The following is an 18,080-nucleotide window of genomic DNA, read 5'->3' on the forward strand; positions in this document are numbered from 1 at the left end:
AGGTCGCTGATCAGCGTTCCGAACAGCACCTCGTAGTTTCCGGGAGTGGCTGCCGCGCCGCCATTCAGGGTCATCAGCCGACCGATCAGTGGCCTGCCGAGGCAAACGGCCTGCTGTACGGCGTAGGCCGTGCCGACGTTGTGGACGATCACTCCGACATCGGCCGCCCGCGCATCGGAAGGCACCTCGCGGCCACTCAGCTCGATGATCAACTGGCGATCCGAGCCCATCGGGTAACGGGCAGGCACCGGCACCACAACAATTTCAGCGAATCCGGCAACCGCCTTCTGCATCGTCGCAATGGCTTCGGGCTTGTTATCCTCGATTCCGACTTTGGCGACCTTGGCCCCCGTTGAAATCAGCATCAGCCGGATACCGGAAACGATATCGTCGGCCTTGTCCCGCATCAGCCGGTCATCGCACGACAGGTACGGCTCGCACTCGCTACCGTTGACGATCAGCGTGTCGATGCCGGACCGCCGACCGAGGTTCAGTTTTACCGACGACGGGAATGTGGCGCCGCCGAGCCCGACGATTCCGGCTTGGGCCACGCGTTCGGCGATATCCGCGGGTGACAAGGTGAATGGACTGTCCGGGACATCGGTTTCCATCCAGGCGTCTTCGCCGTCCGAGTCGATCGAAATAGCCATGCCCGGCAAGCCCGAGGAATGCGGCGCGGTGATTTCGCCAATCGCCGTGATTGTTCCGGAGGTCGAAGCATGCAGCGGCGCCGAAATGTTGCCTTGGGCAGCGGCAATCAGCTCGCCTTTCTTTACCTTCTGACCGACCAGCACAATGGGCCGTGCCGCCGCGCCAACGTGCTGCTGAAGCATCAGGTGCACACGCGGCGGCAACGGCAATTTGCGCACAGGCTGGTCGGCAGCCGGACGTTTGTGGTCGGCCGGATGGACGCCCCAGTCGTGCCCGAGAAGGCGCTCGAACGATTTCATGAGTCCCATGACGTTCTCACCTCTCAGGCAGCCAATGGTTTGGGCATGACCCAGTGTTGCAGGGTGATCGGCGTCGGCTTCATGAGCAGCGCCTCGGTCGGACACTTTTCGATGCAACTGCCGCAACCGGTGCACGCTTCGCGCAGCACATTGTGAATCTGCTTGGAGGCACCGAGAATTGCGTCGGTCGGACAAACCTTGAGGCAGCGGCAGCAGCCAATGCACAACTCTTCGGACACCGTTGCGATCTGCGGTCCGTCATCGGAAAGTCCCGATACATCGACGGTAACTCCCAGCCGAACGGCAATCACCTTGACCAGCGCCTTGCCCCCCGGCGGGCAAATGGTCGGCAATGCGGAACCGTCGGCCATCGCCTTCGCCGCACCGGCGCATCCGGCAAAGCCGCATTGGCCACAGTTGGAGCCGGGCAACAGCGCAGTCAGTTCGTCGACCATCGGGTTGGTTTCGACCCGCAGCAGACGGTTGGAGACGCCAAGGATGATGCCCAGCATGGCGCCCAGCATTGTCATGATGAGAATGGCGGCAATCATAGTTATTACCCCTAAACTTGCAGACCCGAGAAGCCCATGAAGGCCATGGCCAGCAGACTGATGGTGACCAGGGCAATCGGAGCACCGGCAAAGGCAACGGGTACACGAGCCAGCGCAACGCGTTCGCGCAGGCCGGCAAAGATCATCAACACAAGAGTGAAGCCGAGAGCCGAACCAAAGCCGTAGAGAAGGCTCTTGAACAGGCTGAACTTCTGTACGACGTTGATCAACGCCACGCCAAGCACCGCGCAGTTGGTGGAGATCAACGGCAGGTAGATTCCGAGAGACTGGTACAGGCCGGGGCTGGTCTTTCTGACGAACATTTCGGTGAATTGCACGACCGCCGCAATGACCAAAATGAAGGTCAGAATGCGAAGGTAGCCGAGGCCGAACGGTGTCAGCAGCCAGTTGTCGAGCATCCACGAGGCGCCGGTCGCCAGCGTGATCACGAAGGTTGTGGCCAAGCCCATGCCGAAGGCGCTATCGACGCTCTTCGACACGCCCATGACCGGGCACAGGCCGAGAAACTTGATCAGCACCACGTTATTGACCAGTGCGGTGGACAGCAGTAGGAGTAGGAATTCGCTCATGGCTATCGTTTTACGGTTGTTTCATGAGTTCTTCTTTGCACGACCCGTGCCATAGCCATCGGCCGCTTGCAAACCCCTATCGATCCAAGCATTTGCTGGAAATGCACCAGCTTGGGGAAAAACAAAGGGCTATCCAATGTTGCAAACCCGACAGGGATTTCGTCGCAATTACCCCGTCAGTGTTGTTTTTCAAGGCCGTCAGCGCACCCAGCCGGCTCGTTTTCTTGATCGGCACGGAAGCTGCTTGAGAGGAGGTAGAAATGCCGATCAAAAACTAGTCCCGTGCTTTCAGGAGCAATGCCATGTCCGCCTTGACGCGCCCAAAGTTATCCTCTGTAAAACAGAAACCCGAGCTGCCGCCTGAAATCTATCGCCAGGCGGTGGACCAGGCCGATCTCGCCATCTCGATCACCGACATCAAAGCCAACATCCTGTTCGCCAACGAAGCCTTTGCCCGCGTCACCGGCTATGACGCGGAGGAAATCATCGGCAAGAACGAGTCGATCCTCGCCGCTGAGCAGCAAACCCCCCCAAGGCTGTACCAGTCGATGTGGGACGATCTGGCGGCGCAACGGCCATGGTCCGGCAAGCTGCTTAACCGCAAAAAGAACGGCGAACTCTACTTGGCCGAGCTGACCATTTCGCCCGTCGTCAATAGCCAGGGAAACACGACACATTTTCTTGGCATGCACCGCGACGTTACCGAGCTGCATCGCCTTGAGCGCATGGTCCGCAATCAGAAGGTCCTGATCGAATCGGTTGTCGATTCGGCGCCGATTGCGTTTGCCCTGCTCGACCAGACTGGCCGCGTCATTCTCGACAACCAGGAATACAAGAAACTGCTCAGCGATCTGCAAGTCAAGGAACCTGCCCATACCCTGCTGGACAGCCTGTTGCCGCTGTGGCACGACGCGCTGGTCAAAGAACCCGAGCGATGCGTTTTCGCCCGCCGCGAGGCACGTATTGATCGAGTCGGTGGCCGTCCGCGCTGGCTATCGGTCAGCGCCTCGGTGATCGAGATTCACAGCGACGACGAAGAAAACTGCTTCAATATCGTTCAACAGCGCGGTCTGCTGCTGGCGATCTCCGATGTCAGCTCGCTGCGCGAAGAGCAGGAGCGCTCCCGCGCGGCCGTCATGCAGGCTGTTCTGGCCGACGAGGAAAGAACTTCGGCTATCCGGGAGGGCCTCTCGGCCGCTATTTTCCGGCTGGAAGAACCGATGAACGTGATGGCTTCGGCCGTCTCGGTGCTGTATCGACGCGACCCGCTCAGCGCGGAAGCCCTGGACCGCGCATTGGCGGCAAGCCGGGAACATCTGGAATTGCTGCGCCAGGTCATTCCGCATCACGCGCAAGAGATCGAGGTGCGTACCAATCTCAATGAAATACTGCGCGATGTGCTTGAAATCAGCACGCAACGCCTGCTCGGCGCCGGCATCGTGGTCGATTGGAAACCGGCGATAACGCTGCCGCCCATCATCGGCCGCCCACTGCAACTTTGCATGTTGTTCAAGGCGCTGGTCGACAACGCCATCGAGGCGATGAACATCAAGGGCTGGAAACAACGCGAGCTGAGTCTTTCCAGCGCAGTCGACGACCAGTGCATCGTGATCACCATCAGCGACAGCGGCCCCGGAATTCCGTCCGAAAGGCGACACAAGGCATTCGAGCCCTTCGTCACCGACAAGAACGGCACCGGCCATCACATCGGCACCGGGCTTTGCCGCGCCCAGCAGGTCGTCGCCGACCATGGCGGCATCATCGACCTCGAAGCAAGCAAGAGCGGCGGTTGTCGGGTCATCGTTGAATTTCGGCTGGACGGCGACCCGATCTGAGCCACGACTGAGAACGGCATGTCCGAACTTACCCTCCCCTCGGCCGACGCGATGCCCAACTGCGGCTATTGCCGTACGCACGAGCTGAACATCATGCTGCTCGCGGCACTCTATGCGGTCAGCCGTGTTCTGAGCCGATCGCTGGCCTTCAACGAAAGCCTGCGCGACGTGCTGCGTATCCTGCACGACGAGGCGGGACTGACCTGCGGCCTGATCAGTGTTGTCGACCAGCCTACGGGCAACCTTACAGCGCATGTACTCCATCACCCGGCTGTCATCGGCAATGTGCAGTATCAGCCTGGTGAGGGCATCCTCGGCCTGATGCTTGAAAAACCGCGAACCGTGATGCTCTCGCGCATCGCCGATGAGCCGCGCTTCCTCAACCGCCTCGACATTTACCAGCAGGAGCTCCCCTTCATTGCCGCGCCGATCCGGGTCGGCGGCAACCTGCAAGGTATTCTCGCCGTACAACCGGGATCGCCGGACGATGGACTGCTGGAGGAACGTACGCAATTTGTCGAAATGGTGGCCAACCTGATCGGCCAGAGCCTGCGCTTGTCGCTGGAAGTGGAACAGGAAAAATCGACCCTGGTCCAGGAACGGGACCTGCTCAGGCGTACCGTCCGCCACCAGTTCGGTTTCGACAGCATGGTCGGCCGCTCGGCGACGATGCGCCGTGTTTTCGACCAGGCGCGTCTGGTTGCCAAATGGGACACCACCGTGCTCATCCGCGGGGAAACCGGCACCGGCAAGGAACTGATCGCCAATGCCATTCACTACAATTCGGCACGAGCGCGCAATACGATGGTCAAACTCAACTGCGCTGCACTGCCGGAAAACCTGCTCGAATCCGAACTCTTCGGCCACGAACGCGGCGCCTTCACCGGCGCCGTGGAAGCGCGCAAGGGGCGTTTCGAACAGGCGCATGGCGGCACCCTATTCCTCGATGAAATCGGCGACGTCTCGTCGGCTTTCCAGGCCAAGTTGCTGCGCATATTGCAGGAAGGCGAATTCGAGCGCGTTGGCGGCAACCGGACAATCAAGGTTGACGTGCGTTTCATCGCCGCCACTCACCGCGATCTCGAAACCGCCGTCGAGATGGGCGATTTTCGCGAAGATCTGTTCTACAGGCTCAATGTCATGCCATTGTTCCTGCCGCCGCTGCGCGAACGCATCGAAGACATCCCCGAAATTGCCCGCCATCTGCTCGGCAAGATCGGAAGCAGGCAGAAGCGCAAACTGAACCTGACCGACATGGCCCAGCGCCGGTTGGTCAGCCACTCCTGGCCGGGCAATGTGCGCGAACTGGAAAATTGCCTCGAACGTGCCGCCGTGCTGGCCGAAGACGGCCAGCTCGATGTCGACCTGATCCGCTTCCCCAGCACCAGAGAACGCACGACGCACCGCCCGCTACGCAGTCTGCCATCTGCCGCGACCGGCATGGGTAGCAGCTCGAACTCCGAATTCGATATCGACGATCCTGATCTGTCAGAGAAGGAACGGGTGATTGCCGCTCTCGAACAGGCCGGCTGGGTGCAGGCCAAAGCCGCCCGCATTCTTGGCATGACGCCGCGCCAGATTGCCTATCGGATCCAGACTTTGAACATCGAAGTAAAGCAGTTTTAGTAGACGGCCGACAGAATCGGCAAGCAGGCTTTTTTGACGAAAGGAGGAACTCATGATCCACACTGCATACGAGATTGGCGACATGGTGTATGCCGCCGACGATATTCTCAACGACGGTGGCATGCCGGGTGTCGAGGAAACGGAAGGTTTGATCGCCCCCGCGGGTACGCGCGGCGTCGTTGTGAATTCTGGCGTGGCCGAGCTGGACAAGCGTCAGGCAATCTATCTGGTGCGGTTTGAAAATGGCCCGGACAAGACGCTTGGCGACCCGGTCGGCTGCCTGCCCGAGGACTTGACCCAGAACGAGTCCGTGCCTGCATAGGGCAACTCGTGAACACCTTAAAACCAACCCAAGCCACTGACATGAACATGACCATGATCCGACCAGCCAGACGCAGAATGTTGCCGTGCGTATTATTTCTACTCGCGCTCTTGTGCACGTCGCCATTGCGGGCCGACGTGGTGCAGGTGGCCGTTGCCGCCAATTTCACGGCACCCATGCAGAAAATCGCTGCCGAATTCGAACGTGACACGGGCCACAGGGCCAGTTTGTCCATCGGCTCCACCGGCAAGTTCTTCGCGCAGGTCGCCAATGGTGCGCCATTCGACGTGTTTCTTGCAGCCGACGTTGAAACGCCGGCTCGACTGGAGCAGGACTCTTACGCTGTCAGTGGCAGCCGCTTCACCTATGCCTTCGGCCGCCTTGCCCTGTGGTCCGCAAAGAAGGACAAAGTCGATAGCCAGGGCGAGGTACTGAAAAAAGGCGAATTCCGCCACCTTGCGCTACCCAATCCCAAGTTTTCGCCCTACGGCGCTGCCGCTATCGGAATCATGCAACAGCTCGGCGTTGAGGCCACCTTGCAGGCGAAATTCGTACTTGCGGAGAATGTTTCTCAGGTCTACCAATTCGCGGCGAGCGGCAATGCGGAAGTCGCGTTTATCGCTCTCTCGCAAATCTGGAAAGACGGCAAGCTCGCCACCAAGGGCTCGGCCTGGGTCATTCCGCCCGAAATGCACGCAGCGCTCCGCCAGGATGCCGTGCTGCTCAATCATGGCCGCAACAATCCGGCGGCCAGCGCCCTGCTCGGCTACATGAAGGGTGACAAGGCCAGGAGCATCATCAAATCGTATGGCTACGATCTATGAAATAGGCAATCGCCCATGGATAGTTCTGATCTTTCCGCCGTCTGGCTGACCTTGAAACTGGCCACCGTGGTCACCGTGCTCCTGCTTGTCATCGGTACACCGATCGCCTGGTGGCTGGCACGTACGAATTCGGCCTGGAAGGGCGCAATCGGAGCAATCGTCGCCCTGCCGCTGGTTCTGCCGCCGACCGTCATCGGCTTCTACCTGCTCGTTGCGATGGGGCCGAATGGTCCGGTCGGGCATCTGACACAGTCGCTCGGCCTGGGCCTGCTACCCTTCACCTTTCCCGGCCTGGTCATCGCCTCGGTGTTCTACTCGCTGCCTTTTGTCGTGCAGCCGATACAGAATGCCTTCGAAGCCATCGGCAATCGCCCGCTGGAAGTTGCCGCCACGCTGCGCGCCAGCCCCTGGGACGCCTTCTGGTCGGTGGCCGTTCCTCTGGCACGACCAGGTTTCATAAGCGGCGCGATCCTTGGCTTTGCGCACACGGTTGGCGAATTCGGCATCGTGCTGATGATCGGCGGCAACATCCCCGACCAGACCCGCGTCGTTTCGGTCCAGATCTATGACCGCGTCGAAGCGTTCGAATACGCCCAGGCCCACTGGCTGGCGGGTGCCATGGCACTGTTCAGCTTTGCCGTGCTGCTGGCGCTGTACAGCTTCAATCCGGCGCGGCGACGGTCCCGATGAAACACGCGAACAAAGTCAAGGAAGCCAACAAGGCCGACAAGAAAATTCGGGCCAGATTCTGCGTCGAGCGCGGCACGTTCAAGCTGGACGTCGACGTGTGCCTGCCAGGCTACGACGTCAGCGCACTATTCGGCCACTCCGGTTCGGGAAAGACGACCTGCCTGCGAGCGATGGCCGGGCTGGAGCGCGCACCGGGCGGCTATTTCGCCATCGGCGATGACGTCTGGCAGGACGAAGCGAAGAATCGATTCGTACCGCCGCACCAGCGTGAGCTGGGGATGGTATTTCAAGACGCCAGCCTGTTTTCACACCTTTCCGTTCGCGGCAACATGGAATTCGGGCAAAAACGTGTCCAAAGACGTGCCCTGGGTGGTGAGCACCGCTTTGTCCTGCCCGAAGTTGCCGAACTGCTTGGCATCACGCATCTTCTCGACCGCTCCACCGACCAGCTTTCCGGCGGCGAACGCCAACGCGTGACGATTGCCCGCGCATTGCTCAGTTCGCCGAAGATCCTGCTGATGGACGAACCGCTTGCGGCGCTGGACATGAAGCGCAAGCTCGAAATCCTTCCCTACCTGGAGCGGCTGCGAGAGGAGCTCTCGATGCCGATCGTCTACGTCAGTCACGCGCCGGATGAAGTGGCGCGACTGGCTGATCATCTGGTGTTGCTTGAGCAGGGACACGTGGTGGCCAGCGGCCCGCTCAATCAGGTGCTCAGCCGCATCGACCTGCCGGATGCCTTCGCCGATGATGCGGGGGTGGTGATCAAAGGCTACGTTGCCGGGCACGAAGCGGACGATCTGACCCGCCTCGAATTCTCCGGTGGCCGCATCTATATTTCGCGGCGGCCGGAGCCGGTCGGTACGGTACTGCGCTGCCGCGTCCATGCGCGCGACGTCAGCCTGGCGCTGAAACCGCAGCAGCACACGAGCATTCTCAACTCGGTGTCTGCCAGGGTCGTCGATCTGGCGCAGACCAATACGCCGGGCCATGTGCTGGTTCGTCTCGATGTCGCCGACGACCCCCTGCTCGCGCGCATCACCCGACGGTCGGCGGAGAAGCTCGATATACGCCCAGGACTCACCCTGACGGCACAAATCAAGTCCGTGGCATTGCTGGGTTGATCAGGTTTCCGACGACTAAGAACTGCACCTGTTTTCAGGGTAACAGACACGGATTTCAGGATAGATCGGACGAAGCTGGCTGAAAAACGGGCGGGAAATCAAGGTTGACAATGGGCGGAAGGTGCAGGGATACTTCGCGGGAGGTCGTTGAATTTCCTATCCTTCATTCTGTCGTATTCGCACACGGTACCGGTTTCTTTCAGTCCGCACCTGACCATCCGCCCGGACAGGTTCTGAATCGCTCCGTGCCCCACCAGACCAACCGAATGGAAACTGATCAAGTCGCCAGTAATGCGGCGTTTTCGGTTGCCGATTCATACCCACCCATCGGACCCTATGCCACATCAAAACACGAGCGACGCACCGAGGATTTACAACCTTTTTCCCCTTCTGGCAGGCAGCACCGAGAATTGGGAGTCGCACCTGCCCCGTATCGCCAGCATGGGTTTCAACTGGGTCTTCATCAACCCATTCCATTACCCGGGTTTTTCGGGAAGCCTCTACGCCGTCAAGGACTACTATCGCCTGCACCCCCTCTTTCAGGGTGGTAGCCAGGAAGAAGCGTCTACCCTCCTCGGTCGTTTCATTAGCGCTGCTCACGGCCATGGTCTGCGGGTGATGATGGATTTGGTGATTAACCATACGTCAAAGGATTCCTTGCTGGCGGAAGCGCACCCGGAATGGTTCGCGCATGAGCCGGATGGCAGTTTGCGCTCCCCCTTCGCCGTCGATCCCGACGACGTGGACAACGTCGCAAAGCGTACCGTCTGGGGCGATCTGGCCGATATTGACTTCGAAAACACGCCAGACCGCGAGGGACTGGTCAGTTATTGGCAGGAGCTCGTTCGTCACTACGTAAGACTGGGCTTCGACGGTTTCCGTGGCGACGCGGCCTATAAAATTCCGGGCGACGTTTGGGCGCCAATCATCGCGGTAGCCCGAGACAGCAATCCGGATGCAATGTTCTTCGCGGAAACGCTGGGCTGCCAGCCGAAGGAGGTACTGCAACTCAAGGCAGCCGGCTTTGACTACCTGTTCAATTCCAGCAAGTGGTGGGATTTCCGTGCCGATTGGCTCATGAAGCAGTACGCTCTATTTCGTGCCATCGCCCCCTCCATCGCCTTCCCCGAAAGCCACGACACCGAACGCCTGGCCGAGGAGAACGGCGGTGACGAGCGTGTTTCCCGCCTGAGATACCTGTTCGCGGCGGCCTTTTCCAGCGGTTTGATGTTGACCATGGGCTACGAATACGGCTTTCGTCGCAAACTCAATGTGGTGACTACTCGCCCGGAGGACTGGGAAACGCCAAGTTTCGACCTGAGCCGGTTCATCGGCGAGGTCAATGCCATGAAGGCAACCACCCCAGTGCTCAATGAGGAGGGCCCACAGGAACTCCTGTCCGGTGCGGACGACCCTGTCGCTGCGCTGATCAGACGTGGCGAGCGCACCGCAAGCGTGCTGACTCTGATCAATCCGGACGCCAATACGGAAAGCCGCTTCAGCACCGCCGATGCGGCCAAAATCCTGGGTTGCTCACCACAGCAGATGCGGGAACTGCTGCCCGGCCCGACAAACTCCGACTGGATCACCCTGCCACCTTTAGCCATTCGCCTGTTCACAGCAGACTGAGACAACAACGATTCACGCCCAACGCAAATCCGACATCGCGGAGAGCTGCGGCTTCTCAGCAAAGACCGCTCCCGTTCCCGCCGTGCCGATTACTGGGAACAGAAACTCTTACCGGCGCAAACGGGTGCGCCATGCCTTGATCATGATGTCCTGATCGCCGCACTGGCACGAGAGGCGGGACGGGATATTGCGCCTACCAGGAGCAATTCGGCCTGAACGGCGCGGCGACGCGAGCATCCACCAACCATCGATCACCACTGACCGCCCAAGCCATAAGCGTTTTGACTGGTGGTTTTGGGGCACAAAATGCGTGCGTACTCTAATCACGCACTCGATCACGGCGTAGCGCACCAGAAGCGGGCGGGAAGCACTCTTGCGATCAACAGGCAGACGCGGCATTCCACGCCTATTCCACGTCATTTCAGTGCCTTGGTGAAATCGCAAAAGTCGGCAAAATCCCGCATGCTTCTTGCTTTATTTATTGTGTGTTTCCTAAAAATAGTGGCTTACCATGACCAACGTCCTTGCCTTTGAACACAACCCGTTGAACGACGATCTGCCTCCCGAAGGCACGCGGCGCATCATCGCCGGACAGGAGCGGGTTCTTTACAGTAACTACTGGATCAAGACGTATCTCGTCCCCGGCGATACGCTGGAGGCCAAGAAACGGCTGATCGAAGCGCTGACCCGACGCCTGTTCAACCATACCGAGCACGGCCTCAACATCCCTGGCACCCGCTTGGCCGATGCGCAGCGGAGTTATCTGGCGGAAACCGATCCACCGCGGCGCCGGGTCAAGGCAGCGATGCTGGCCGGTGCATTGTTCAACCGGGCCACCGACATATTTCGCAGGCTGGTTGAGTTGCAGTCCGATGGCGTCGAAATCCACAGTGACGACGCATTGATGCGTGAATGCGGCCAATGTCTGCTCGACGCCATGGAACTAGGCCATTTCGTCTTACACCGCAGCGGCGAGGAAGGCATCGACGAGCTATGGGGCGAGCCTTTCCGCGCCTTCTCGATTCCGTTGGAAGACTTTTACGAAAGCCGCTACATCAAGATCGGGCAGAGCATGCGCGACATTGACCGCATCGCCGAGGCGATGCGCGAAAATTTCTCCCGGATTCCTGGTTTTGAAAACATCGCTTCGCCGATTCACAATTTTGTCGATGCGGCCAAGATAAAAACCGAAACACTACGTACCGATCCGGACATTTTCGACGTCTGGGCCAATCTCGTGACATCTGCCGAGCGGCTTGCGAACTTTGTGCCACAACCACAAGCTCTCGCGTCCGGCGAGGGTGCGAACAAGCACAGCATTTCGGATGTACTGCAGTTGATCCGCAATGGCCGCAATCTGATTTTTTACATTACCCGGGCCCGCACGCCCATGCCAAAAAGCACTCGCGAATATATCGAATTCTGCGAACGTTTCTGGGCGACCGGCGAGGCGCCACTGACCCGGGCGCCACTGCCAGCATGAGCTGGCCCTGGCTCCGCGGAAGCGACGGGAGTACGGCGCCTGTCAGTAGGACTTGTAGGGCAGGAATTTGCCGGACATGGTAATGCTGACACGGTCGCCCATGGGATTGGCTTCACGCTTCACATCCATATTGAAGTCGATAGCCGACATGATGCCGTCACCGAACTCTTCATGGATCAGCTCCTTTAGCGTACTGCCATAGACATTGATCAGTTCATAGAAACGATATATCAATGGGTCGGCGGGGATCGCAGTCGGAAGCGATCCTTTGTAAGGAACGGACTGAAGCAAAGCAACCGCTTCGCTGGGAAGCGCGAAAATTTCACCCAGCAGCCCGGCCTGAGTGGCATTGAACGTCATCTGGCCAAGGCAGCCTGCTGTGACCCACTCCTTGGAAAGCTCGATTTTTTCGGCAACGTCGGCCCACTTGATTCCCTTTTGAATCTTGGCAGCGACGATCATTTCTGTAACTTCATTTCGGTTCATGTGTTCTCTCCTTTTGCTATTCAGTTGGAAAATCTTCTCCGCCGTGCGCGGAATGCAGTGCCGCAACATTGCTGAATGCATCATCGCAATACCCGGACCAGCTATTCAACGGTCGATTTCATTCCCAACACCACAATGATTGCGATCATCAGGACAAACGAAACGACTTTCCAGAAAATCACCGGGTTGCGCTCAATGAGCGGCGGGCGGGTCTTGCTCAGAAATGCGCTGTTCGGGTGATGCAGATCGAAAACGAATTCGGACAATTCGTCGTAGCGCTTGCGCGGATCGGGATGCACCGCTTTCATGATTGCTTCATCGATCCAGGCCGGGATTTCACGGTCGTCACTCAGCACTGATTTATATTCCAGTTTCCTTTGGGCGGCCCTTGTCCTGGATTTTGGAACTTCAGCCCCATACGGCAACTTCCCGGATAGCATTTGATAGGCAATGACTCCCAGGGAAAATATATCCGAGCACGAAGTTCCGTTTTCGCCCAGAAAGTATTCCGGCGCTGCATATTGAGCAGCGCCCAGCAGATTGATTTGCTCGATGGGCGTTGATACCTCCATCATGCCAGCTACGCGCGTCGCACCGAAATCGATGATCTTAACCGTGCCGGTACCATCGATCATGATGTTGTCCGGCTTCAGATCCTGATGCAGCATTTCCAATCGGTGGAATGCCTGCAGCCCTTTGGCGATCTGATCCACGATGCCCCGTACTGTTTCCAGATCAGGTTTCGGGTTATCGATCATCCATTGCGCCAGGGTCTGGCCATCTACGAATTCCGTGGCGACGTAAATATAGTGGCGCTTTCTGGTCTGCAAACATGGCTTCAAGACGTGCGCGCTATTTATGCGTCGCGCGATCCACTCTTCCATCAGAAACCGCTCCAGATAGGCAGGGTCTCCCTGGAGGTCTATGGATGGTGTTTTGATGACGACTGTTTGATTCGTATCTCCATCCACAGCCAGATAGATATGACTCCGACTGCTGGCATGCAACTCCCTGACGATCTGGTAGCCATCGAAATTCATCCTTGCTTCCAGAAGTGGGGCAAATGGCAGTTCGGAGACTTGCCGATAAATCTCGTTCGCCTCGGGACTGGGCACTTCCTCGACTCTGACGATCTGAATCGTGAGATTGTCTGCGCTCCCCTTCCGATAAGCCTCCTCGACTATCGTCTTCGCAACCTGATCGAGATCGCCTTCACTGCTTTGGATTGCGGAAATTATGAAATTTGGGTCCGCATGCTCATGGACACCATCAGTCGAGAAAACAAAAACATCGCCCTTCTCAACCGGCAAGGTCTGATAGTCAATCTCAAGTTGAGGATTGATACCCAAAGCGTGACTGAGATAGCTTTGATCAGGCGAGACCCAAACCCGATGATCGTCAGTCAATTGATCGAGTGCACCGTCACGCAACTGATACACCCTCGAATCACCGACATGGAATATATGGGCAGTCGTTGACTTGATGACCATGACGCTCAACGTGCACACATAGCCGCGGTCTTTATCGTAGCGGTACTGGCTTTGCTGGGTCTGGGCATGTAGCCATGAATTTGTTGCGACCAGCACCCGCTCTGCCGAGGTCTTTACCGACCAGGATTCCGAAGTGCAGTAGTAGTCTTCCAAAAAACCCGTGACCGCGGACTGACTGGCGATGTGGCTGACTTCACTGCTGCTGATTCCATCTGCCACAGCAATGGCGATACCTTTCGAGCTGAGTTGCGGCTCTGTCGGCACGCAGATTCCGTGAAAATCCTGATTGGTTTCCTTGCGGCCCTTGTCAGAATATTGCCCGATGGATATTTTTAGTTGTTGGGTCATCGCCTATGCCAAAAGAGCCCCGGATCCTTTGCGGGAATGGGGCTCTCCTGTTTTGACGCAGATTGCTAGACGGAGCGTTTCGGTCCCGTCTTGATATGCGTGGTATACAAAGTCAATCCTGTAAAGGCGAGACCACCGACCAGATTGCCTAGTACAGTCGGAATCTCATTCCAGATCAAATAGTCCATGAGCGAAAAATTTCCGCCCAGCATCAGACCGGACGGAAAAAGGAACATGTTGACCACGGAATGCTCGAAGGTCATATAGAAGAAGACCATGATCGGCATCCACATGGCGATCACCTTACCACTGACAGTCGTGGAAATCATGGCACCAACCACACCGGTCGACACCATCCAGTTGCAAAGCATGCCTCTGACAAACAGGGTCAGCATACCTGCGGCGCCATACTTCGCGTATCCCAGCGTACGGCCTTCACCAATATGTCCGATGGCTTGTCCCACTGCATTGGGCTCGGTCGAAAAACCATAGGTAAAGATCACTGCCATTAGAGTGGCAACGGTAAGTGCGCCGGCAAAATTGCCTACGAATACCAATCCCCAGTTCCGAAGCACGCCACCGATGGTCACACCGGGTCGCTTGTCAATCAATGCGAGCGGCGCTAAGACAAACACTCCGGTCAATAGGTCAAAACCCAGCAAATACAGCATGCAAAAACCAACGGGAAACAAAACAGCACCCAGCAACGGCTGGCCGGTCTGGACATTGATCGTTACAGCAAATACAGCCGCCAATGCCAGGATGGCCCCGGCCATATACGCCCTGATCACGGTGTCCCGGGTGGACATGAATATCTTGGATTCACCCGCATCCACCATCTTCGTCACAAATTCTGAAGGCACCAAATACGCCATAATATTTCCTTCCTAAATACGCGATTAATCCAGCAAAGAGATTGGCAAACAACGCGTGCTGCATGGCCAATTGCTCGTACACTAAGCAAACAGCGCGCCATGACATGCATTAGCTATTAACACATTGTTTATAAGCTTTTTTCTGATTGTGAAAGCTGACCAGGTCCTGATAATCTGGAGCTGGATTTGAAACGACGCACCAACTTGTAGCGACAGATTTCTTGTTGGTGCAAAAGCGCGGCCCTTCCGCAAGGAGCGGTACGATTGAACGATTCCGGAACACCAACAAACCGCCTGTAAGTTTTGCGACAAAGCGTCGACAAGACGGCCCGCAGCATTTTTCCAACACTCTGTTTTAGCGGTAGTTCTTACTCTGGCACAACGATTGCTGAAGAGCAGTAACGGCATTCGAGGAGTCTTATCGTGGAACTACCCGTAATCAGCAATGCTTCGCCGAACCCAGGCGATGGAGGCTGCGCGTCCGCCGGTTGCGGCACGGCCCCCGATGCCCTGGGTCATCTGCCGGAGCACATCCGCGCCAAGGTTCAGGATCACCCCTGCTATTCGGAGGAAGCGCACCACTATTTCGCCCGCATGCATGTGGCGGTGGCTCCCGCGTGCAATATCCAGTGCAACTACTGCAATCGCAAATACGACTGCGCCAATGAATCGCGGCCCGGCGTTGTTTCAGAGCTGCTTTCGCCGGATCAGGCGATCAGAAAAGTGCTCGCCGTTGCGGCGAAGATCCCGCAGATGACGGTGCTCGGCATCGCCGGGCCGGGCGACCCGCTGGCCAATCCGAGCCGTACATTCGAAACGTTTCGACAGCTCTCCGAGCATGCCCCGGACATCAAGCTCTGCCTGTCAACCAATGGCCTCAGCCTGCCTCAATGCGTTGACGAGATCGCCAGGCACAACATCGATCACGTCACCATAACCATCAACTGCGTCGATCCGGAAGTCGGCGCGAAGATCTACCCGTGGATCTTCTGGAAGAACAAGCGCATACGCGGCATCGAGGGCGCGAGAATCCTCATCGAGCAGCAGCAGAAGGGGCTGGAGATGCTGGTCGAGCGCGGCATCCTGGTCAAGGTCAATTCTGTGCTGATCCCGGGCGTCAACGAACAGCATCTCAAGGAGGTCTCGAAGATCGTCAAGGCCAAGGGCGCCTTCCTGCACAATGTCATGCCGCTGATCGCCGAGGCCGAGCACGGAACGTACTACGGTCTGATGGGGCAAGCCAGCCCGACCGCCGAGCAGCTCCAGGAACTGCAGGATGCCTGCGCCGGCGACATGGCGATGATGCGCCATTGCCGTCAGTGTCGCGCCGATGCGGTCGGCATGCTCGGTGAAGATCGCGGCGCCGAATTCACCACGGACAAGATCGATCTGCTTGAGCTTGACGAAACCGACTATGCCACGGCCATGGTTCGACGCAAGGAAGTGCGCGACTCGATCATCGAGCAGTTGGAGCAGAAGCGGGAAGAAAAGCGGGAACAGCAGCGCGAATCCGAACGTGCCCTGCCGCCACCGCTGGCGGAGCAAGACGACAGCGCCGAAGAACTCCTGCCAAGCCTGCGCAAGGTATTGATGGCGGTTGCCGGCAAGAACGGCGTCGTTGGCGAACACTTCGGGCACGCGCGCGAATTCCTCATCTACGAAGCCTCACCAGGCGGCGTGCGCTTCATCAGCCACCGCAAGACCGGCCTTTACTGCAACGGCCTTGAATCCTGCGGCGAGGGCGACGAGGTTTCGGCATCAGCGTCAAGCGCTGCTTCCGAAGCGGAATCGGTGCTCGACAGAACCATCGCCACACTGGCGGGCTGCGAAGTCGTGCTCTGCTCAAAGATCGGCTACGAGCCCTGGGGCAAGCTCGAGGCAAGCGGCATTCAGCCGAACGGCGAACACGCGATGGAACCGATCGAGGACGCCGTGATGGCCGTGTACAAGGAGATGGCCAGTTCAGGAAAGCTCGCTGAAAAACTCGCAGAAGCGGTTGCTCCCAGGAAGGTGGCGTGAAATGAAATCGATCCATCGGGAGTCGTGACATGGCACTGAAAATCACCAAATCCTGCGTCAATTGCTGGGCTTGCGTCGATGTCTGCCCGACCGACGCGATCTACCTGGAGACGACGCACTTCATGATCGACAAGCGCAAATGCACGGAATGCGCGGGCGAACATGCCGATCCTCAGTGTGCCTCGATCTGCCCGATCGAGATGGCCATCGTCAACGAGATGGGCGAATTCCTCAATCCGGCCGGCTCGCTGACCGGAATCCCGCTCGAAAAACTGATCGAACTGGGCCTCTATAAGGTGGCCGCGTGATGGCTACTGTGACCTTCTACGAAAAACCAGGCTGTTCGGGCAATCTTCGCCAGAAGCTGCTGCTTGCCGCTTCCGGCCACACCGTCCAGGCAAGAGACCTGAACGCCGAAGCCTGGTCCGCAGACCGTCTGCTGGCTTTTCTTGGGAATCTGGAGATCGGCGAATGGTTCAACCGCAGCGCGCCGCTAGTCAAGTCGGGCGAGATCGTTCCGGATAATCTTGGTTTCGAACAGGCACTGCATCTGCTGCTCGACAATCCGCTATTGATCCGCCGCCCGCTGATGGAGATCATCAGGGGAACGGCGACTGAACGCTGCGTCGGCTTTGACCCGGTGATCGTCGACGCGTGGATCGGACTGAACCATGTCGGCTTTCCGGTCGGCGACGTGCAATCCTGCGCGCGGGGTTCCAATGGCCGCATTTCCGGCCTCAGCCCCGCCCACGCTGCGTCCGACGGCGACGGCGCAGAGGAAGCCAATCATGGCCGCTGCGGCGCTCACTGACCGCGCTGTTGAAATCGCGCCGGGCGTCCACTGGGTGGGTGCCCTCGACCCGCATCTGCGCAGCTTTGACATCATTCTGAAGACGGCCAACGGCACCAGTTACAACGCGTACGTCGTGCGCGGCGACAGCGGCGTGGCGGTAATCGACACGGTCAAGGAAGAATTCTCCGACGACTTCTTCCGGCGTCTGGAGTCAATCGCCGACTACGCCGAAATCACGACCATCGTCCTGAATCATCTGGAGCCGGACCATAGCGGTGCGCTGCCCGAATTGCTGCGCCGCGCGCCGCAGGCCCGCGTCTACCTGTCCAGCCGCGCGCAGATGATGCTCAAGGCGCTACTCAAGCCGAGTTTCAAGGAACCGCCGGAATACACGCCGGTCACCACCGACGACACCGTCGAACTCGGCGGCCGCACGCTGCGTTTT

At 58.2% G+C, this 18,080-nt stretch carries 18 protein-coding genes; 12 read left to right on the top strand and 6 right to left on the bottom strand.

The genetic code is table 11. From position 1 onward, the window contains the following. The 3 genes from rsxC to rsxA all read right to left on the bottom strand — a co-directional run. Positions 1 to 959, bottom strand: a 959-nt coding sequence (rsxC, locus tag PROAA_RS02750) for an electron transport complex subunit RsxC (protein ID WP_186409862.1), incomplete at its 3' end; no start/stop codon positions are given. A 14-nt stretch (positions 960 to 973) separates the two neighbouring features. Beyond that, complete coding sequence (locus PROAA_RS02755; protein WP_186409863.1) at positions 974 to 1,501, bottom strand: RnfABCDGE type electron transport complex subunit B; 528 nt, start codon at positions 1,499 to 1,501, stop codon at positions 974 to 976. 11 nt (positions 1,502 to 1,512) lie between these two features. Beyond that, entirely contained in the window at positions 1,513 to 2,091 is a 579-nt protein-coding gene (gene rsxA / locus PROAA_RS02760) for an electron transport complex subunit RsxA (protein ID WP_186409864.1), read from the bottom strand. 302 nt (positions 2,092 to 2,393) lie between these two features. On the opposite strand from rsxA, the gene nifL reads away from it, so the two are divergent. The 8 genes from nifL (at position 2,394) to PROAA_RS02800 (ending at position 11,624) form a co-directional block, all read left to right on the top strand. Beyond that, positions 2,394 to 3,926, top strand: a complete 1,533-nt coding sequence (nifL, locus tag PROAA_RS02765) for a nitrogen fixation negative regulator NifL (RefSeq protein WP_186409865.1) — start codon at positions 2,394 to 2,396, stop codon at positions 3,924 to 3,926. A gap of 18 nt (positions 3,927 to 3,944) precedes the next feature. Then, the gene (gene nifA / locus PROAA_RS02770; RefSeq protein WP_186409866.1) at positions 3,945 to 5,552 is read left to right on the top strand and encodes a nif-specific transcriptional activator NifA; all 1,608 of its coding nucleotides are present in this window, start codon (positions 3,945 to 3,947) and stop codon (positions 5,550 to 5,552) included. A 52-nt stretch (positions 5,553 to 5,604) separates the two neighbouring features. Then, on the top strand, positions 5,605 to 5,874 hold the full coding sequence (locus tag PROAA_RS02775; protein WP_186409867.1) for a nitrogen fixation protein NifZ: 270 nt from the start codon (positions 5,605 to 5,607) through the stop codon (positions 5,872 to 5,874). A 53-nt stretch (positions 5,875 to 5,927) separates the two neighbouring features. Further along, positions 5,928 to 6,698, top strand: a complete 771-nt coding sequence (gene modA / locus PROAA_RS02780; protein WP_245664131.1) for a molybdate ABC transporter substrate-binding protein — start codon at positions 5,928 to 5,930, stop codon at positions 6,696 to 6,698. A gap of 15 nt (positions 6,699 to 6,713) precedes the next feature. Then, entirely contained in the window at positions 6,714 to 7,388 is a 675-nt protein-coding gene (modB, locus tag PROAA_RS02785) for a molybdate ABC transporter permease subunit (RefSeq protein WP_186409869.1), read from the top strand. After that, positions 7,385 to 8,512 (top strand): molybdenum ABC transporter ATP-binding protein, encoded by a 1,128-nt coding sequence (modC, locus tag PROAA_RS02790; protein WP_186409870.1) that lies wholly within the window; start codon positions 7,385 to 7,387, stop codon positions 8,510 to 8,512. Before modB ends, modC begins: the two co-directional genes overlap by 4 nt. 336 nt (positions 8,513 to 8,848) lie before the next feature. Further along, positions 8,849 to 10,141: an alpha-amylase family glycosyl hydrolase gene (locus PROAA_RS02795; protein ID WP_186409871.1), complete on the top strand. Its 1,293-nt coding sequence runs from the start codon at positions 8,849 to 8,851 to the stop codon at positions 10,139 to 10,141. 511 nt (positions 10,142 to 10,652) lie between these two features. Next, the gene (locus PROAA_RS02800; RefSeq protein ID WP_186409872.1) at positions 10,653 to 11,624 is read left to right on the top strand and encodes a hypothetical protein; all 972 of its coding nucleotides are present in this window, start codon (positions 10,653 to 10,655) and stop codon (positions 11,622 to 11,624) included. A 42-nt stretch (positions 11,625 to 11,666) separates the two neighbouring features. Here PROAA_RS02800 and cynS read toward each other — a convergent pair whose 3' ends face one another. The 3 genes from cynS to PROAA_RS02815 form a co-directional block, all read right to left on the bottom strand. Further along, entirely contained in the window at positions 11,667 to 12,110 is a 444-nt protein-coding gene (gene cynS, locus PROAA_RS02805; RefSeq protein ID WP_186409873.1) for a cyanase, read from the bottom strand. 101 nt (positions 12,111 to 12,211) lie between these two features. After that, positions 12,212 to 13,948 carry a bifunctional protein-serine/threonine kinase/phosphatase gene (locus PROAA_RS02810; RefSeq protein WP_186409874.1) on the bottom strand — a complete coding sequence of 579 codons (1,737 nt, stop codon included), beginning with the start codon at positions 13,946 to 13,948 and terminating at the stop codon, positions 12,212 to 12,214. A gap of 65 nt (positions 13,949 to 14,013) precedes the next feature. Continuing rightward, on the bottom strand, positions 14,014 to 14,823 hold the full coding sequence (locus PROAA_RS02815; protein ID WP_186409875.1) for a formate/nitrite transporter family protein: 810 nt from the start codon (positions 14,821 to 14,823) through the stop codon (positions 14,014 to 14,016). Positions 14,824 to 15,246: 423 nt separating this feature from the next. Here PROAA_RS02815 and nifB point away from each other — a divergent pair, with 423 nt between their 5' ends. The 4 genes from nifB to PROAA_RS02835 form a co-directional block, all read left to right on the top strand. Then, positions 15,247 to 16,842: a nitrogenase cofactor biosynthesis protein NifB gene (gene nifB, locus PROAA_RS02820; RefSeq protein ID WP_186409876.1), complete on the top strand. Its 1,596-nt coding sequence runs from the start codon at positions 15,247 to 15,249 to the stop codon at positions 16,840 to 16,842. A gap of 29 nt (positions 16,843 to 16,871) precedes the next feature. Further along, positions 16,872 to 17,150 carry a 4Fe-4S binding protein gene (locus PROAA_RS02825; protein ID WP_186409877.1) on the top strand — a complete coding sequence of 93 codons (279 nt, stop codon included), beginning with the start codon at positions 16,872 to 16,874 and terminating at the stop codon, positions 17,148 to 17,150. Further along, positions 17,150 to 17,653 (top strand): thioredoxin domain-containing protein, encoded by a 504-nt coding sequence (locus tag PROAA_RS02830; RefSeq protein WP_186409878.1) that lies wholly within the window; start codon positions 17,150 to 17,152, stop codon positions 17,651 to 17,653. Before PROAA_RS02825 ends, PROAA_RS02830 begins: the two co-directional genes overlap by 1 nt. After that, positions 17,631 to 18,080, top strand: a 450-nt coding sequence (locus PROAA_RS02835; protein ID WP_186409879.1) for an FprA family A-type flavoprotein, incomplete at its 3' end; no start/stop codon positions are given. The genes PROAA_RS02830 and PROAA_RS02835, both read left to right, overlap by 23 nt.

Source organism: Candidatus Propionivibrio aalborgensis (assembly GCF_900089945.1).
GTDB lineage: Bacteria > Pseudomonadota > Gammaproteobacteria > Burkholderiales > Rhodocyclaceae > Propionivibrio > Propionivibrio aalborgensis.

Bases quoted from the DNA above. Each gene is read 5' to 3' on its own strand.
- PROAA_RS02830 (WP_186409878.1), top strand. From the start codon at position 17,150: ATGGCTACTGTGACCTTCTACGAAAAACCAGGCTGTTCGGGCAATCTT.
- PROAA_RS02755 (WP_186409863.1), bottom strand. From the start codon at position 1,501: ATGATTGCCGCCATTCTCATCATGACAATGCTGGGCGCCATGCTGGGC.
- PROAA_RS02795 (WP_186409871.1), top strand. From the start codon at position 8,849: ATGCCACATCAAAACACGAGCGACGCACCGAGGATTTACAACCTTTTT.
- modC (WP_186409870.1), top strand. From the start codon at position 7,385: ATGAAACACGCGAACAAAGTCAAGGAAGCCAACAAGGCCGACAAGAAA.
- cynS (WP_186409873.1), bottom strand. From the start codon at position 12,110: ATGAACCGAAATGAAGTTACAGAAATGATCGTCGCTGCCAAGATTCAA.
- PROAA_RS02825 (WP_186409877.1), top strand. From the start codon at position 16,872: ATGGCACTGAAAATCACCAAATCCTGCGTCAATTGCTGGGCTTGCGTC.
- PROAA_RS02775 (WP_186409867.1), top strand. From the start codon at position 5,605: ATGATCCACACTGCATACGAGATTGGCGACATGGTGTATGCCGCCGAC.
- nifL (WP_186409865.1), top strand. From the start codon at position 2,394: ATGTCCGCCTTGACGCGCCCAAAGTTATCCTCTGTAAAACAGAAACCC.
- rsxA (WP_186409864.1), bottom strand. From the start codon at position 2,091: ATGAGCGAATTCCTACTCCTACTGCTGTCCACCGCACTGGTCAATAAC.
- PROAA_RS02815 (WP_186409875.1), bottom strand. From the start codon at position 14,823: ATGGCGTATTTGGTGCCTTCAGAATTTGTGACGAAGATGGTGGATGCG.
- modB (WP_186409869.1), top strand. From the start codon at position 6,714: ATGGATAGTTCTGATCTTTCCGCCGTCTGGCTGACCTTGAAACTGGCC.
- PROAA_RS02810 (WP_186409874.1), bottom strand. From the start codon at position 13,948: ATGACCCAACAACTAAAAATATCCATCGGGCAATATTCTGACAAGGGC.
- modA (WP_245664131.1), top strand. From the start codon at position 5,928: ATGATCCGACCAGCCAGACGCAGAATGTTGCCGTGCGTATTATTTCTA.
- PROAA_RS02800 (WP_186409872.1), top strand. From the start codon at position 10,653: ATGACCAACGTCCTTGCCTTTGAACACAACCCGTTGAACGACGATCTG.
- nifA (WP_186409866.1), top strand. From the start codon at position 3,945: ATGTCCGAACTTACCCTCCCCTCGGCCGACGCGATGCCCAACTGCGGC.